This window comes from Bacteroides sp. OF03-11BH (assembly GCF_003604005.1).
In the GTDB taxonomy this organism is placed as follows: Bacteria; Bacteroidota; Bacteroidia; order Bacteroidales; family Bacteroidaceae; genus Bacteroides; species Bacteroides ovatus.
The window spans coordinates 21,586-40,431 of record NZ_QTMW01000014.1; the positions used below are offsets into that span (position 1 = coordinate 21,586).

The window sequence follows — 18,846 nt, forward strand, 5'->3', positions numbered from 1 at the left end:
TTTTCAACTTTATAGAGGGGTTGGGCTTTGGTACTTCCTCGTCAGAGAATGATCATCTTCCCTCATGTAAAATTACCGGGCGTTGACTATTATCCCTCCTCCCAATAATAAGCCATCTTTATAGAATGCAGCAGCTTGTCCCGGAGCAATGGCGGCTAAAGGCTCATGAAGTTGCACATGCAGTAGATGATCTGGTGTAATGGTAATCGTAGCATGGTTTTCCTGTTTGCGATACCGTATTTTCACAATGATGTCAGAATGCCCTAAAGTACGCTCCTGATTGACAAGATTCCAGTCTTTCAACCACATTTCTGTTTTCTCCAGAGCTGAAAGAGAAGCTAATACGACTTCGTTCTTTTCAGGATTAATCTCTTTCACAAATACGGGACGGTTCAAATGAATGCCCAAGCCACGTCTCTGTCCAATGGTATAAAAAGGATAACCCTCATGCCAGGCAATAAAATCTCCCTTTTCATCGACAAACCTTCCTCGTTTCACTTTATTGAGTCCTGCCTGATTGCTTCCAACCAATGCTTGCCAATCTCCAACCAATGCTTGATTCTCCCCCATCATCTGCTCTTCTTCTGCCAATGCCTCACTATTTTGAGCCAACCAGTTTTTCAGAAAAGTCCGATAGTCCATTGGGCAAAAACAAACGCCTATACTATCCTTTTTAGTTGCCACCTTCCGGAACCCATGTTCCGCAGCCCAGGCACGGGCTTCCACTTTCGTAATATTCCCCATCGGCAACAGCATCCTGCAAAGAATATCTTGTTTCAATCCCCATAGAAAGAAGGTTTGATCCTTATCCGAGTCGGCAGCGTATGTTATATAAAAGGTGTTATTTAGTTGTATATTCTGCGCATAGTGCCCGGTAGCGATATAAAAAACACCCATTTCATCGGCAATTTTAGCAAGCAGAGGCCATTTCAGGTAATTATTGCATAATGTGCAAGGGACCGGAGTCCGTCCTGCCAGATACTCCTGCACAAAATAGTCAATAATCTGCTTATTGAATATTTCACGGGCATCGTATGTTATATGCCGTATTCCTAAACGTTCTGCCAGATTACGGGCATCTTCCAGATACTCTGTCGAGCCATTCAATTCATAAAAACGAAAGGTTACTCCGATCACTTCATAACCGGCTTCCAGCAATCGCATAGCAGCAACAGAACTATCTGTACCGCCGCTCATTCCAAGCAATACTCGTTTGTTTTCCTCCATCATGCTGCAAAATTAAGTATTTTCCCGTATCTTTGTCTGTTAAAGCCTAAAAGAGAATGAAAGAGAGACCAACTAACGGACAAGTTATAATCGTTTTCACAGAACATCCGATACTCGGCATATTGCTGATTCCCTATATTGCGGAAAGGCTGGACGATGGTACCTTGCAATTGGTAGAACAAGCATTTCACGCCTCTCCCGAAGCTATGAGCAAGATGAGTGAGGCAGAAAGACAAGCTATTCATATCGCCTCTTATTATACGGAGAAGCATCTAATGAGTGTCTACTCCCGCGAAAAAACAGTATCGCGTTTTTTACATAAATTATCCGAAGATCCGGAACGAATAAAGAATGATATCCGTCCATCTATCGAAAAGAAACTGTTGGAAATGCTGGTACTGATACGGGACAACGGACTGCCTTTTTATCAGAAACAAGCCGGCAGTAAAATACTATACGCCCATCATGCCTATCACATAAATCCTCATAATGCAGAAATTCGTGTAACGTTTCATGTTGACAATAAAACGTTTCGTTATCAGTTGCAGTGCTATTATGAAGGACAGCCATTCTCTTTAAGTGAGTTGAAACCTGTGGTTGTACTGACATCCGCACCAGCCACGCTATTATTGGGAATGGAGCTATACTTCTTTCCGCACATTGAAAGCGCACGCATCTTACCTTTTACAAAGAAAAGATCAATCAGCGTAGACGCTTCCCAAATTGAAAAATACATAGATAACATTGTTATCCCGATTGCTCGTTATCATGAAATCGAGACTCACGGTTTGAGTATAATGGAAGAGAAATGCCCCTGTGAAGCAATTCTCTCATTCGAAGATACCACGTACAACGGACAAGCATTGCAGCTTGGTTTCCGTTATGGAGATCAGACATTTACATCGGATAGTGCCCTTGAAATGAAAAAAATCATTTATCGGAAAACATCCGGTGAAATCTTCTTTTTTCGCCGGAACATTACTGCTGAAGAACAAGTCGTTCAGCTCTTAACGGATGCAGGCCTGCGACAACTCAATAATACACATTTCAGCCTATCCCCTGAAGCTCCGGAGAAAACGATCGTCGAATGGATCAACAGCCATCGGGAGATGTTGCAGCAGTCCTTCCATCTCACCAGCAATATGGGAAACACACCTTATTGCCTGGACGAGATACGCATCGAGCAAAGTTGTGACGATGAGGTCGACTGGTTTGAATTGCACATCACCGTTGTTATCGGCAATCTGCGTATTCCTTTTTCACGCTTCCGCAAACATATCCTGGAGGAAAAGAGAGAATATCTGTTACCTGATGGCCGCATGATTCTCCTGCCAGAGGAATGGTTCAGCAAATATGCGAATTTACTAGAGATGGGAATTCAAACGGAAAAAGGAATCCGCTTGAAACATACATTTGTAGGTGCCGCACAGACCGCCTTAGGTGAAGAGGAATTAAAGAAATTTCCGGTGAAGCAACAGATACAAAATGTTGCCGTACCCAAAAACCTCAAAGCAACATTACGTCCCTATCAGCAGAAAGGATTCTCATGGATGGTACACTTGCATAAACAAGGATTTGGCGGATGCCTGGCAGATGACATGGGGCTTGGGAAGACACTCCAAACTCTTACTCTATTACAATATATATATAAACCATCTACCCCCAGACAACCGGCTACCCTGATCGTTGTCCCCACATCGCTACTTCATAACTGGCGACGGGAAGCCAAACGCTTTACAGCTCTCTCGATGACGGAATACAACAACACCGTGTCTATAGACAAGGAACAACCGGAAAAATTCTTCGGTCATTTTCACTTGATCTTTACGACCTATGGCATGATGAGGAATAACATTGATATACTCTGTTCATACTGTTTCGAATACATCGTGCTCGATGAAAGCCAGAATATCAAAAATAGCGAATCGCTCACCTTCCGGTCAGCCATTCGACTACAAAGTAAACACCGGCTTGTACTTACTGGCACTCCCATCGAAAACTCATTAAAAGACCTGTGGGCTCAATTTCACTTTATACAACCAGACTTACTGGGTACGGAAAATGCTTTCCAAAAGCAGTTTATAATGCCGATTCGTCAGGGGAATGCCCGTGCAAAAGTATTATTGCAACAACTGACAGCCCCATTTATCCTCCGTAGAAGCAAGAAAGAGGTAGCTCCGGAACTTCCGGCACTTACCGAAGAGACCATCTACTGCGACATGACTGAAGAGCAGAATACTTGTTACGAACAGGAGAAAAACAGCCTGCGCAACATCCTTCTTCAGCATCCTCAAAGTACCGACAGGCTTCATTCGTTTAGTGTATTAAATGGCATCTTACGTTTACGACAACTATCTTGCCACCCGCAACTTATCCTTCCCGACTATACCGGAACATCCGGAAAAACGGCACAGATAATCGAAACATTCGATACGCTACAGAGCGAAGGCCACAAAGTTTTAATTTTCTCCTCATTCGTCAGACATCTGGAGGTGCTCGCCGAAGCTTTCCACGAACGGGGTTGGAAATATGCCTTATTAACAGGATCGACCAACAACCGTCCTTCCGAAATCGCCTATTTCACCGATCAAAAAGACGTCCAGGCATTCCTGATTTCACTAAAAGCAGGAGGCGTGGGACTTAATCTGACTCAAGCCGACTATGTATTTATCATAGACCCCTGGTGGAATCCTGCCGCCGAATCGCAGGCGATCGCCCGCGCCCATCGTATCGGGCAGGACAAGCAAGTAATTGCTTACCGCTTCATTACCCAAAACAGTATCGAAGAAAAGATTCTTCACCTACAAGATGAGAAACGAAAACTAGCGGAAACATTTGTTGCCGATAGTGAGCCATTACCTATATTAAGCAACGAGCAATGGGTAGACCTGCTCTAATAATACATAAAGTCGCAATCTATCACAGAGACGTGTAAAATGTATTATTTCATCGTATTCCTGAATTTTTTTATCCATATACTCTTATTTTATCCGGTTATCTTTGCCATTGTGAAAATTATAAATAACCCGAAATAATAAACGTATGAAAAACAGGAGCATTACCTACCTATTACTATTTGGTATTTGCAGCATGCTATTCGTTCTGCAATCTTGCCAAGAAACGGATGACCTGCGTTCTGAAATTGATTCGCTAAAAAATCGCGTCCAAGTATTGGAAGAAACAGCTAATCAACTGAACACTTCTATCGAAAGTTTACAGTATTTATTAAATGATCCGGTCATCGTGGGTATCACACCTATCGAAAATGGCTATACTGTAGAATTAAGTGACGGAAAAAGTATCACCGTCATGAGTGGAGAAAACGTTAATGCGCTAGTCCCCACTTTATCCGTAGATAACGAAGGATACTGGATTTATAGCACTGATGGAGGCACCACCTACATGCCTCTAAAAGATGCTAATGGCAATAAGATATATGCCATTCCAACCAGTAAGCCGACCGATCCTAACGGGCCGTCCACCCCTATTCAATCTCCTAAACTAAAAGTAGATGCAGAAGGCTATTGGCTAGTTAGCTATGATAATGGAAAAACTTATCAGTATCTGACCAATAATGACGGCAGCAAAATTGAAGCCATTGAAAGTGCCGGAAAAAATTCGATCTTTGACAAGGTAGAATATGATACTACCAGCAAGAAACTAACCATTATATATGGTAGCGATAAGACCATTGAACTTCAAGTGATCGATACATTCTATCTAAAGATAAAAGGTATGGAAAACACTCCTATTTTCCCGTTAAACGAAACACGCCTTTATGAAGTGGAACAACAAGATGTTACAGGAGCGGTGATTAAAGCTCCACAAGGATGGAATGTCGTTTTAAAAGATAATGAACTTTCCATTACTTCACCGAAAGCAAATGATATAGAGAATAAAGAAGAAACAATCAATATTATTATTACTTCTTCTAAAAACTATATCCGCATAATATCTTTCAAAGTACGACTACTGACAACAGGCTACGATGCCAACACATGTGATGTATGGAACAAATTTAACTTAGGACAAGCAGATAATGTACTGCTAGATTTCTCTTATGCTGGTTATAAACATGGTGAAGTCGCACCTCCCGATGTATGGTCTTTAGGTTACACTGTATATAATGTAAAAGATTACGGTGCTATTCCCAATGACGGCAAGTCCGACCGGGAAGCCTTAACCAAAATATTAGCCAAAATAGGCTCAAAAGTGGACAATGCCAAGGCGATAATCTATTTTCCTAAAGGAGAATACATTCTGCATACGGCAGCCGATGATGTAGATGGAAAATCACAAACAATTCAGTTATTAATGGGAGGAGTAATCCTGAAAGGTGACGGACGCGACCAAACTGTCATAAAAATGGATGCCCCTAACCAACCGACCAATCCAAGTGTCATGTATTCCTCACCTGTCATGCTGGAAATCAAGCATAATAGTGGATTATCCCCTATTACCGAGGTTACGGGAAACGCCGAAAAGGGGACTTTCTCAGTAGAAGTGGCCTCCACCACAGGTATTAAAGTCGGAGATTGGGTATGTTTACAACTGGCTGATAATAGTCCGGAACTTATCAAAGCAGAATTAGCACCTTACCAACCCACTTCAAACATGACTAATCTACATGAAGATGGCGTACAGGTCTTCGATTATCATTTAGTAGCAGCCATCGACGGGCAAACTGTTACTTTCAAAGAGCCAATCATGCATGCTGTAGATCCACAATGGAAATGGACTATCCAAAAATATCCCCACTATGAGAATGTAGGTGTGGAAGATATGACCTTTGAAGGAAAAGCTAAAGTTGACTTTACTCATCACGGTTCATGGGAGGACGATGGAGCCTACAAGCCTATCAATCTTATTCGCCTGACAAATTCATGGATGCGCCGCGTGGGCTTTCGTAGCGTCAGCGAAGCAAGTTCGATCGTCAACAGTTCCAATGTATCCGTATACGATGTGGTCATTGACGGAAACCGTGGTCACGCAGCTATCCGTTCGCAAGCCTCGTCACGCGTATTTATAGGCAAAGTGACGGACAAATCAAACGGATTCCTTATAGATAACAAAAATGTATACGAACAAGGAGCAGGCCAATACCACGCATGTGGTGTATCCAAGCAAAGTATAGGTGCTGTCATTTGGAATGTAGACTGGGGAACTGACGGTTGCTTTGAGTCTCATGCCACACAACCTCGTGCAACGCTGATTGACCGTTGTACAGGTGGTTTTATGAGATTCCGCCAGGGAGGTGATTACAACCAAATGCCTAATCACTTAGCCGATTTGACTTTGTGGAACTTTAATGCCAAGAACAATGTTGCGGATTCTCCATTCATCTGGTGGGACAACAATTCTCTTTGGTGGAAGTTCCTTCCTCCTATCGTAGTGGGATATCATGGCGGTAGTATTCATTTCGATGAAAGCCAAATGAAGTTGAATGAAGAACAGGGTAATACCGTTACTCCATATTCACTCTATGAAGCCCAATTACGCAAACGTTTAGGTGCAGTTCCGGCTTGGTTAAATTCACTCCAGTAATAACTTTAAAAACAAGATACAATTATGAAGAAACTTTGGTACGTATGTATGTTACTGACTGTATGTCTGGTAGGATGCAATAAGACAGACGACTTATGGGACGACGTTAACGATTTAAAGACTCGTGTTACCGCCCTTGAAAAAACCGTTCAAGATTTGAACTGGAACATTGAAGCCGTACGCGAACTTTGCAAAGAAGGCGCTACCATTACTGATATTGAATTAAAGGATGGTATATATACCATTACATTAAGTAATGGCAAGACACTCAAACTCGTTGAAGAAACCGGAGCGGGTGCCTTGATTCCTCAAATGGGCATCGACAACGATGGTTATTGGACGGTAAGCTATGACAACGGAAGCACTTTCACACAACTGAAAGATAAAAGCGGGAATCCTATAAAAGCAACGGCTGAAAATGGAAAGACTCCTCTTTTCCAAATCGATGCAGCAACAGGATACTGGCAAGTCAGCTACGACGGTAGTACTTATGAGAACGTAAAGGACTCTGCAGGCAATCCTGTAAAAGCAACCGACGGGGAAGCCGTAAAAGATAAATTTTTCAACTCTGTAGAAAAGGTTGGCAACAACTTCAATATTGAATTAAGAGATGGCACAAAGTTATCTATCCCTATCATCAGCAACTTCTACTGCAAGTTTGATGAAAGTATTGTAGGTATACAAAGAATCGCAGCAGGATCTACGAAAGATTTCATTGTACACATGAAGGGCGTAGAATCTTATATCATTACCGCTCCCGAAGGTTGGGAAGCGACTTTGTCTGAACCGTCCGCAGATAACGATGAAGGAACATTGACAATAAAAGCTCCTGCAACAGCAAAAACTCTATCGCGTGCCGTCGCTGATAATACCAAAGACGTATCTATTCTTGCAACTTCAGGAGCATATGCTGCCATCGCAAAAATACAGGTAGAGCTTGGAGAAGCAGAAACACGGATTGACTATAAAGCAAAATTCGATAACGGAGAAAGTATAACAATCGGTGATATCACATTTGATAAAAATACTTATCCCGATGCAGAAGTAGTAGAGTTGGATGGAACAGAACCAGAACTTGACAGCTATATCAATAATTCCAAGAAAGTCAAAATCTTATTCTTAACAGGAAATAATGATTTTACAACAATCAATCCTGTAAACCTTAATAATACAATTATTATCATTGGGAAATATTCTGATTCTAAACCTGTCATTAAACCTAGTAGGGTTTGGAAAACAGTCTCTGGAAATATCTTCATAAAGAATATTCATTTAGATATGAGTAGTTTCACTACTGATGGACAATATTTCAACAATTCGAATACTTCAAGTGCTACTGATTTCACAGCTTTGATCATAGATGAATGTAAGATCAGCGACGTTAAAAACCCAATTTATCAAGATACAGCAAAAGACAATTTGAATGGTATCAATACGATCATTATTAATAGAACTCGTATTATGGTCAATGCAGACAACAAAGCTCTCATACATCTATATACAACCAAAAACTTGGCTCCATACAAGAAATTTGCATTTACCAATAATATAGTATACAGTAAAACACCTTATGTGGGTCAAATATTGAATTGGGGATTACAAACAGACTTTACAGAAGGAAATCTTACTGCAATAATATCTAATAATACAGTAATTAATATTGCAGGAAACAATCCATATTTCAGACATAATAAAGGTAGTCTCACGATGACAAAAAACATCTTTTATGTAGACTCAAGTTTTGCAAAGAATAGCAACCTTTATACTTACGTGGGAAATGATACTCATCCTGTAAGTGTAACTACAGTAGATGTTAAAGATAATATCGTATATGGATTAACAAGTAACAGTAAATGGTATAATTACCATAGCAACTGTGATGCAAGTGTGAAAGTTGACCCCTATGTATTGACTCCTCACGCCACTGCACCACTGACCATTACTGATGTAGAAAACGGTATATTTGTCTTGGCAACAGATATGGATGGATACGGAGCAAACATAGAATAAGAAAACATTACAACATCAATAAAAAAGGATATCCGAATTTGGATATCCTTTTTTTATTGACTAATATCCCATTCCGAACTGCCACAACGGCACCACATTCATAAAGCCTCTTTCAATATCATCCTTCACCACAAATCCTTTCTGTACCTCCTGAATCTGCTTTTGTCCCTTTTTCTTTCCTCCCACCTCAAATGTCATATCATCAATCAAGAAATCAGAAACAGGAGAAGCTACTACATCCGAAAAAATACGGGTCTGGTTCAAAAAGAAAGTCTCCCTGATATTTCCAATATTAGAATTATCTTGAGCCAGACTATATATCAAATTGGTATTATCCAGATAAATTTTATCTACTTTCCCTAACCCGCGTATTCCGCCGGTAGCATCTCTCAACTGCGCTATCAACCCTGCCTCTTCAATATAAAGGCAATAATCGGATATATTATTACGGCTCACTTCAAGAATTTTAGCTATACTGCTAAAATTAGGCTTGAACGGCACACTCTTAGCAATGATAGCAAGAAGTTGCTTAAGTTTACGCCCAGTGGAAACATTCATATCAGCAAATTGAGGTATGTCCGACTCCAAAGTCAAATTGATGATCTGTCGCAAACGTATATCAAAATCTTCCTCCAATGCAAAAGGATAGTAGCCTTTCTGCAAATAGTCATGAAAGAGTGGAAGCGGATGCTCCAAACCCGGAATTTCCACTTTATGCGCTACAATATCCTGCAAACTGTATATTCCAGAAGGAATACGATGAAATAAATACAAATACTCACGAAAAGAAAGTCCCTGCATCTGATACATGACAGCGCGACGACTCAAATCTGAAGCTCCTTTATTAATATCCAATACAGATGAACCTGTAAAAACAATATTCAACTCTGAATGATAATCGTAAATCAATTTAAGCTCTTTCGACCAATCTTTATATTTATGAATTTCATCAATAAACAAATACTTGCCTCCCATTTTTACAAAAGCATCTGCCAAGTCAAGCAAACGATGGCTGGCAAAATAAAAATCTTCAGCCGTCACATATAAAGAGTCATTTAAATTCAGCTTTTCTTTAATGTGCTGTAATACAAGAGTCGTCTTCCCTACTCCTCTAGGTCCCGTAAGCCCTATCATGCGACTATTCCAATTTATCCTGGAATAAATATACCGGTGAAACTCAATATTAGTCTCCCGTATCATCTTGTGAAAATACTCAAATAACTTATCCATATAGCATTGGTTTATAGACAAAGATACGATTATTTGCACTATAATAGTGCAAATAACAAAACAAATTGCACTTTCACAGTGCAATTTCAGCTAAAGCCACATCTTTTCCCCCACCACCTTGCAGAAAAACTTTTTTAATTTATCTTTGCATCCAAAACAACCCTACATGAAATACAAACTTATCGTGCTCGATCTTGACGGCACACTCACCAACTCTAAAAAGGAAATCACTCCCCGCAACAGGGAAACTCTGATACGTATGCAAGAGCAAGGAATACGACTGGTATTAGCTTCCGGTCGACCTACTTATGGTATTGTGCCATTAGCTAATGAGTTACGTATGAATGAATTCGGTGGATTCATCCTGTCCTATAACGGAGGAGAAATCATTAATTGGGAAACACAAGAGATGGTATATGAAAATGTGTTGCCTAATGAAGTTGTTCCAGTGCTCTACGAATGTGCCCGTACCCATCAACTAAGTATATTAACCTATGACGGAGCAGAGATAATAACCGAAAACTCTCAAGATCCATACGTATTAAAAGAAGCCTTTCTCAATAAAATGGCAGTTCGGGAGACAAATGACTTCCTGACAGACATCACGCTTCCCGTAGCCAAATGCCTCATCGTAGGAGATGCCGATAAACTGATTCCACTTGAAGCCGAACTTTGTCTCCGGTTACAAGGTCGCATTAATGTTTTCCGTTCAGAACCCTATTTTCTCGAATTAGTCCCGCAAGGTATCGACAAGGCCCTTTCTTTGGCCGTCCTGTTAAAAGAAATAGGAGTAGCGCGTGAAGAAGTTATAGCCATAGGTGATGGATATAATGACCTATCCATGATTAGGTTTGCAGGACTGGGGATTGCCATGGGAAATGCTCAAGAACCTGTAAAGAAAGCAGCAGATTACATCACTCTAAGTAACGAAGAAGACGGTGTAGCAGAAGCAATCAAGAAGTTTTGCAATCAACAATAGCCAAACATTTACTGGCATGCCGGCAGAGTTTTAGTTTCTCGGTGAGAAATCTTTGGTTTCAAGGAATGAAACTATTGGTTCCTCGGTGTGAAACTGTTAGTTTCATACCGGGAAACAAATCACATTACTGGTAAAAACGACCCGACACTTAAAATCAACCGATTAAAGATAGGGCGCATATTCAGATTTTATACTAACTTTGCGATTCCAATAAAACAAATATAAAATGTTATGGAACATCAACTTACCATTTACAACACCTTAGATAGAAAGAAAGAGTTGTTTATACCGCTTCATGCACCTCATGTAGGCATGTATGTGTGTGGACCGACTGTTTACGGAGATGCCCATTTAGGACACGCCCGTCCGGCTATAACCTTCGATGTGTTATTCCGCTATCTCACCCACCTAGGATATAAAGTACGCTACGTACGAAATATTACCGACGTAGGTCATCTGGAACACGATGCCGATGACGGAGAAGACAAGATCGCCAAGAAAGCACGTCTGGAAGAGTTGGAACCAATGGAGGTTGTTCAATATTTCCTGAACCGCTATCATAAAGCAATGGAAGCGTTGAATGTACTTTCTCCAAGCATTGAGCCACATGCTTCAGGACATATCATTGAACAAATCCAACTGGTACAGAAGATTTTGGATGCCGGATATGCCTATGAAAGCGAAGGCTCCGTCTACTTCGATGTAGCCAAATACAATAAAGATTACCACTACGGAAAACTTTCCGGACGTAATCTGGACGACGTATTAAATACCACCCGTGACCTCGACGGACAAAGCGAAAAACGCAATCCCGCCGACTTCGCCCTTTGGAAAAAGGCACAACCTGAACATATCATGCGCTGGCCGTCTCCATGGAGCGACGGTTTCCCCGGATGGCACGCCGAATGTACTGCTATGGGACGCAAATACCTGGGTGAACACTTCGATATTCACGGAGGAGGAATGGACTTGATTTTCCCTCACCACGAATGTGAAATCGCACAATCGGTAGCTTCACAAGGCGACGACATGGTTCACTACTGGATGCACAACAACATGATTACCATCAACGGAACCAAGATGGGTAAATCACTTGGTAACTTCATCACTCTGGACGAATTCTTCACCGGTACTCATAAGCTGCTGGCGCAAGCCTACACACCAATGACAATCCGTTTCTTCATCCTGCAAGCTCATTACCGCAGCACGGTAGACTTTAGCAATGAAGCACTGCAAGCATCCGAAAAGGGTCTGCAACGTCTGATGGAAGCTATTGACGCATTAGATAAGATAACTCCCTCATCGGCCACTTCAGAGGGAATCAACGTGAAAGAACTGCGCGCCAAATGCTACGAAGCAATGAATGACGATTTGAATACACCGATTGTCATCGCACAGCTTTTCGAAGGCGCCCGCATTATAAACAATATCATTGCCGGCAATGCCACCATCTCCGCCGAAGACCTGAAAGACCTGAAAGAAACATTCCATCTGTTCAGTTTCGACATCATGGGATTGAAAGAAGAAAAAGGCTCTTCAGATGGTCGTGAAGCAGCTTACGGCAAGGTAGTAGATATGCTACTGGAACAACGTATGAAAGCGAAAGCCAACAAAGACTGGGCTACTTCCGACGAGATCCGCAACACACTGACAGCACTCGGATTTGAAATCAAAGATACCAAAGACGGTTTCGAATGGAGACTGAATAAGTAACAAGAAAAGAAAGTGCTCAACGCACCTTGTACATACAAAGAAGACCGGCTCAACACGAACCGGTCTTCTCTTTTTTCATAGAAACATGATAACTAATACCCTCTCTTTAAATTCTTATTTTCTCTTATCTTATTCACTAATTATTTATTTTCCATGAGCATTTCAACCGGCTGTCCATGCTGACAAGTTACCGTCAGTACGGTCTGCTCTCCCTGCTGTTCCAACCGGACATTTTCCATCGGACTTGTCAATGTCCAATGCCCTTTAAGCCGTATCTCCTTAGTAATAGGACGACTGGGTTCTTTCGTTGTATACGTCTTCTCTTCTATATTCAGATTCGGATCACAGACGCTTAAACGGATCCCCTTATCAGATTCCTTTGCATACATCACCATTGTTTCCGCAGGAATAGCCACGAACACTTTATCAGTGGCAGGCTGATAAGCTTCAAAAGCAGCATACGCCGTGATACCAGTCTTTTTATCATAAACAACGTGAGCAGTCTGATCCCGTTGCAACACCTCGTATGCAGGAGTTTTGCGCAGTTCGTCAAGATCGGAAGCAGAAGGCTGTATCAATACCATATATTCATAAGTCCCCTCTTTCGGCGCCTTGCCATGTTCTATCCAGGCAGAAGAAAATTTTCCTTTGGTTATTTCACGCGTCTTTTCATGCCGTGATTCCTGTTCTGCCACCTGTGCGCGAACGGTTCCGTCCACTACATGATAATAATTGTCATAACCATCATGAAGCCAATAGTTATCCTCTCCTACTTTGGGCTCCTTACCATTATATTTTGTCTGGAAAAGAGTCGTTTCCGTAGGATAATCCGCATTGGAGTTCGAAATACCTGTTCCCAGGCAAACCATCCGGTTATCAAAACAGAATACGGATTTACGGGCCACAAAGTCCGGTGTAAAATTCTCATAATCCCGTTCTGCCAACTTCATAGCGAACATTCCATTTTTACCATCTAAAGAACTGCTTCCGGAGAAATTCTCTTTGGAGCGTGCCATAGTCGTTCCTTTCAATGGGCTATCAAGCAAGTTGAAAGGCAAATGAATGGTAGTTGTACCCGGCAAACGGTTCCAATCCCATCCCTCCTGCACAAAACCGCTTCCGGCACGTGACACGGGATTTCCTTTCCCCATAATCTGCACGGAGCCATAACTCTGATAACGTCCGTAACGGTTATCTTTCGTATAAATTTCAGAGCCCCATACGTCTGTGGTATATCCTTTCAATGTCACCATCCAGTCCGCACGACGGAAAATGCCTGCCGAACCATAGTTGTAAACGAAGAATCCCTGTGGAGCCTGTGCCGGTTGAATACCTTCCTTCTTGAAAAAACGCGCATTCGGAGTATCACTATTGCGTATCAGACGTAAATAGTCGGCAGCCAGACCACGATCAAACGTATTTCCCTGACCGGACAAATCGCCGGATAAAGCGATATTGGCAAATGCTTCGATATCATCGCTTCCCATCTTCCCTCCAAAAGGATGACGGCCACTGATTCCGATGCCCCATTCATAAAAATTGCAATAATTGCGCATAGCAATAAAGGCTGATTTCATGTGTTTGCGCGCATCTTCTGTCAGTTCAAAACTTGTACCATTGGTAAATGCAATATATTCTCCTACAGTCGCAAGTACTCCAGTGGTATATCCCGGATAGAAACCGCCATGATGGAAAGTCGTACCGTCTACCTTTATACCACCGATCGTTCCCGGAGTATAACGCAAAGAAGAAGAAAGCCAACGTGACAAGCCGCTCAACGCTTGCGCCTGTTCTCTTGCATCGGGAAACATCATAGCGGAAATAAATTTCGCCATCAATAACGTATGCCAGGAATCCAACAATTCATCACGTGTTGGAGAGCATGGCTGACGAGTTTCTTGCAGAGCCGCCCAAAAACGCAATGTGGAGAGATAAGCATCCCGATGAGGATGTTTATAGATAGCATCACGCATCAGCCAGGCAGTTGTATATATCTTACGTACCTGATAACCATAATGATGATTGGTACCCATACCGCTACCGTATGCAAATCCCTGATCGATAGCATAGTCGAATACGGTAAAGTAGTTTTTCTTTGATGTTTCGTTCTGGTTATAATAAGCATCATAGGCAAAGCCGGAAAGCATCGTTTCAATATCGTTCCATGACATTTCTCCTTTCTTCTTGTCCTGTTCATCAGGAGCAACAATAGGAGTTCCTATAAATCCCGTCCCAGCGATGGATGGACTGATAGCCGCTTTCTCAAATGTTTTATAGGCAGCATTAATAGGCCCTTGCGGTGCCTTTTTCACTTCCAGAAAATCTGTCAAACGTTGTTCGATAGTCTTCAGTTCCTTCTTTTGCTCGCTTGTCAATTTAGAAGGCAGAGGAATATCATACGACTGTTGTTCCCATTTCCACACGAGACACCAATGCCACAGGTCACGATTAGACAGCCCATTATTGGTAGGCAACTGCTGGTCGGGAGTGGTACGAAGATTCATTTTCTTTTCCGGGAAAATCAGACGGTCAAGAAAGATACGTCCCTTCCGTTGCGGGGCAACCAGTCGATAGGCTACGATCTTCTTATCTTTCTTGTCGCCCTGCATATACTCAAAAGAGATCCAGCAAGCCCGCCAGCCTGCTGCCTGCAAACGATAAGAGAACCAGTAAGAGACTTCTCCCTCCTTATTCAGAAACTCAAAACGAATAGAATCCTGCTGCGGTTTCTCATTATAAATCCACAAGGTAATGCCGAACTGCTTCTCGTTTCTCGTATTCAACGATAAAGGAGCAATTTGAACATCCAGCGTAGAACCAGGCTGAAAGTCCCATTCCAGACTACTTTCACCCTCCTTGTAAAAAAGAGAAGAGATTTTCACTTCTCCCTTTCCGGAAACTTTAAATGCTTCGGGCACTTCTTCTTCAAATCCGATGAGTTGGGCGAAAGCTGAAGGAATGATTCCCAAAAGGAATAATACTATAAAACAACTGTTTTTCATTACTATTTTCAATTTAAACGCGGATGCGGATTAACACCTATTATTGTCGCAGAGATTTACTCCTAAAATTGGCACTTATTTGCGTTAATCAGCGTTTTATAAATTACTAATCGCTAATAAGGTATCCGATCCGACAGAATCTTTTCCGTATACCAAGGATCATTAATTTCCTTCAACATAGCTCCCATTTCACCGCAAAGTTGTGCCACAATCTCCTTATTTTCTTCCAAAGGCAGGTTATGCAGTTGATATGGATCTTTTACATCATCGAATAAGAGGCTTTTCTTCAATTGCTTCGTATCACGGTCGATATATAACGCCAATGTATATTGAGCCGTCTTGATACCTCTTGAAGAAGGGAAGTAAGTCTGCACCAATCCATTTTCATCTTTATCGCCATCTACATTCTGAATATACAGTGCACCTGTAGGACGAACAATTTCAGCCTTTTCATCGAAGAAAAGAGGAGCGAAATTACGTCCCTGCACTTCCGCCGGAATAGAATCACCCAATCCGCACAAGCCAAGCACCGTAGGCATAATATCAGGAGCGGAGAGCAATAAATCATCTACCCTCGGCTGAATCTTACCGGGAAAACGAACCAGGAACGGAATATTCATGGATTCAGAATAAGGGGAATTCTTCGGATCATCAGTGCGCTGGCTACACATCGTCTCACCATGATCGGAAGCAAAGATTACGACTGTATTCTTATCCAATCCCAATTCTTTCAATGTCGTCAAAATCTGTCCGAAAGCACGGTCTACTCCGGTAACGGAAGCGAAATAATAACGTGCAGACTCCGCTTTCTTCATCTTCAAATCGACATTCGGACGAATCAACAGACTATCCAGAGGCTGATCTTTATAAAGATTAAAATCCTGCTCTTCACAGTCATTCAAGGAGCGATACGGGCTGTGAGGAGGATTCATGCCCACCATTATGAAGAAAGGTTTCTTGGTATCACGTACGTTACCGTCATTTTTCAGATAAGAAATGACTTTGCCTGATTCGTGCAAAGGTGACCATTCCTTCGGATCGTGTCTCTTACCATCCGTATCCCAATAATGCGGGTTCTTGTGTTCGTCAAATGTTCCGTAAGAATACCAGTAGTTAAAGCCGTGCCGGCGTTCTTTCGGTGTATAGGCATCCCATGCCGGACGTTTTTCTTCCACATACTGTCCCGGATGTTCGGGATCGTTCGGAGTCGGGAAGTCAGCGTGAAGTTTACCAAAATAAGCACAGTCATAACCTGCTTTGCTGAACACATCGCCGATACATTCCGCATCCTCGCGTAAGGAACTGATCGGACGTGTAGAATTGCAATTCAATGGTACACCGCTTTTGTTCGGATACATACCGGTCAGTAACATTCCACGATGAGGGCTGCTCAACGGACAGTTACTCTGTGCAGACGACAAGACCATAGATTCACGTGCAAAGGCATCCAGATTAGGAGTATGCACGGGGTCTCCTTCAAAATTTACTTTATCCCGGAATCCGTCCTGCCTCCAGAAGCCCATCGCCTGGTTACGGTATTGATCGGGAAATACATAGATTATATTAGGATGCTCCGCTTGTTGGGACGCTTGCTTCGGAGCCTTGCAACCTTGTGCGGCAAAGAGCGTCAAGCCTCCTACAAGAAGGTTTATAGGTTTATTCATGATGGTTTATGATAAATGATTAAAAACAGGTAAATGACAAACGGTCAATAGAAAGTTATAGACAGCAAGTAGCGAATGATAAACGGTAAACATGTTCCGTCAGAATCCGCTAAGCATTCACCGTTCACTGTTTACCGTTCATTATCTATTTCTTATTTCTTTTCCAAATCTTTTTTACGCATCAGTCCTTCCAGGAAGTAATAGTCAGCATAGTTCAGAGGAACGTCAATTTCCTGACCGTGAGGAATACTGCCAACCGAATGCATCAGGATAAAGTTTCCATTTGTTCCAACTTCTGCGCGATAAGCAGGTGAGCCCAAACTTTCCATTATCTTATCAGCCGTTTCCTTGTAGTGGTTGCCCGGCAGATAGCCATCCAGTTCATAAAGGGCAGAGGCTGTACAAGCTGCTGCAGAAGCATCGCGCGGTTCGTTCGGAATATTCGGAGCATCATAATCCCAGTATGGTACGAGGTCTTCCGGCAGGTTCTTATTATTAAAGATGAAGTTATAGACCTTTTGTGCCTGGTCGAGATATTTCTTGTCTTTGGTATAGCGATAGCAGGTAGTATATCCATACAGAGCCCATGCTTGTCCGCGAGCCCAAGCCGATTCGTCGGCATATCCCTGTGCAGTTTGTCTCTTACGCACTTCTCCTGTCTCCGGATCGTAATCTACCACATGGTAGCAGCTGTTGTCCGGACGGAAGTGGTGAGCCATTGTTGTATCAGCATGTTTCACTGCAATATTGTAGAAAGTAGAATCTCCGGAAAGAGCTGTTGCTTCAAATAAGAGTTCGAGATTCATCATATTATCAATAATCACCGGACATTTCCATCCCCGTGTTCCCTGCCAACCTTTATCGGCATCCCATGACTGGATAACGCCTGCATTCGGACGAAAACGAGTGGACAATGATTTGGCAGCTTCTATAATGACGTCTTTGTACTCTTTCTTATCTGCCATGCGATAGCCGTTCAGATAACTGCAACCGATCATGAAGCCTACATCATGATGCCATTTCAGATATTTCACAGAATCAAGAGCTTCTGTGTATTTCTCAGCCAGCGGCAACCATTTCTTATCACCCGTCAGATTATAAGTCAACCATATACTACCGGGAAAGAAACCGGAGCACCAGTCTTCCATCGGTATGTAAGAGATACTCCCATCTTCGTTGATTGTTCTCGGATTCAAGATTTTACCGGACTTCTCGATAATGTCCGTCTGGATTGTGTTCTGTGCCACAGCGTTGTCGATGTTGTCCTGAATAAAGTCTACTTTAACCTTTTTTTGTCCACCGCAACTCGTAAAGATCAATAGGGAAAGTCCTAATGCGCTAAGAATTGTTTTCATAATACAGGGATTATTTGTTAAGTGATTAATTTTCCTGATGGCAAAAGTAGTGCATTTAAATAGAATTGACCGACCTAAATAATCCAAATGAAGGACAATTTTGGTACATTTCACTGAAAAAT

At 42.1% G+C, this 18,846-nt stretch carries 10 protein-coding genes; 5 read left to right on the plus strand and 5 right to left on the minus strand.

The genetic code is table 11. From position 1 onward, the window contains the following. Window positions 1-72: 72 nt before the first annotated feature. Window positions 73-1,230, minus strand: coding sequence for a tRNA 2-thiouridine(34) synthase MnmA (gene mnmA, locus DXA54_RS12505; protein ID WP_120079607.1), 1,158 nt, complete (start codon window positions 1,228-1,230; stop codon window positions 73-75). A gap of 53 nt (window positions 1,231-1,283) precedes the next feature. Between mnmA and DXA54_RS12510 the strand changes: the two genes are divergently transcribed. The 3 genes from DXA54_RS12510 (at window position 1,284) to DXA54_RS12520 (ending at window position 8,781) form a co-directional block, all read left to right on the plus strand. Beyond that, a complete protein-coding gene (locus tag DXA54_RS12510; RefSeq protein ID WP_120079609.1) occupies window positions 1,284-4,124 on the plus strand; it encodes a DEAD/DEAH box helicase in 2,841 nt (946 codons plus the stop codon). A 145-nt stretch (window positions 4,125-4,269) separates the two neighbouring features. Then, window positions 4,270-6,771, plus strand: coding sequence for a DUF4955 domain-containing protein (locus DXA54_RS12515; RefSeq protein ID WP_117512404.1), 2,502 nt, complete (start codon window positions 4,270-4,272; stop codon window positions 6,769-6,771). A 24-nt stretch (window positions 6,772-6,795) separates the two neighbouring features. After that, window positions 6,796-8,781 (plus strand): PL29 family lyase N-terminal domain-containing protein, encoded by a 1,986-nt coding sequence (locus DXA54_RS12520; RefSeq protein ID WP_008649070.1) that lies wholly within the window; start codon window positions 6,796-6,798, stop codon window positions 8,779-8,781. A gap of 60 nt (window positions 8,782-8,841) precedes the next feature. Here the strand turns inward: DXA54_RS12520 and DXA54_RS12525 are convergent, their stop codons facing one another. Further along, a complete protein-coding gene (locus tag DXA54_RS12525) occupies window positions 8,842-10,011 on the minus strand; it encodes an ATP-binding protein (protein WP_004324308.1) in 1,170 nt (389 codons plus the stop codon). Window positions 10,012-10,177: 166 nt separating this feature from the next. Between DXA54_RS12525 and DXA54_RS12530 the strand changes: the two genes are divergently transcribed. Both DXA54_RS12530 and cysS read left to right on the plus strand, forming a co-directional pair. Then, the gene (locus tag DXA54_RS12530; protein WP_004307449.1) at window positions 10,178-10,990 is read left to right on the plus strand and encodes a Cof-type HAD-IIB family hydrolase; all 813 of its coding nucleotides are present in this window, start codon (window positions 10,178-10,180) and stop codon (window positions 10,988-10,990) included. Window positions 10,991-11,221: 231 nt separating this feature from the next. Beyond that, the gene (cysS, locus tag DXA54_RS12535) at window positions 11,222-12,703 is read left to right on the plus strand and encodes a cysteine--tRNA ligase (RefSeq protein WP_118161185.1); all 1,482 of its coding nucleotides are present in this window, start codon (window positions 11,222-11,224) and stop codon (window positions 12,701-12,703) included. A gap of 140 nt (window positions 12,704-12,843) precedes the next feature. On the opposite strand, the gene DXA54_RS12540 is transcribed toward cysS, so the two are convergent. The 3 genes from DXA54_RS12540 to DXA54_RS12550 form a co-directional block, all read right to left on the minus strand. Next, window positions 12,844-15,705, minus strand: coding sequence for a chondroitinase family polysaccharide lyase (locus DXA54_RS12540; protein WP_118419664.1), 2,862 nt, complete (start codon window positions 15,703-15,705; stop codon window positions 12,844-12,846). A 113-nt stretch (window positions 15,706-15,818) separates the two neighbouring features. Beyond that, a complete protein-coding gene (locus DXA54_RS12545; protein ID WP_004298319.1) occupies window positions 15,819-17,369 on the minus strand; it encodes a sulfatase in 1,551 nt (516 codons plus the stop codon). A gap of 152 nt (window positions 17,370-17,521) precedes the next feature. After that, entirely contained in the window at window positions 17,522-18,724 is a 1,203-nt protein-coding gene (locus DXA54_RS12550) for a glycoside hydrolase family 88 protein (protein ID WP_120079611.1), read from the minus strand. Window positions 18,725-18,846 lie beyond the last annotated feature (122 nt).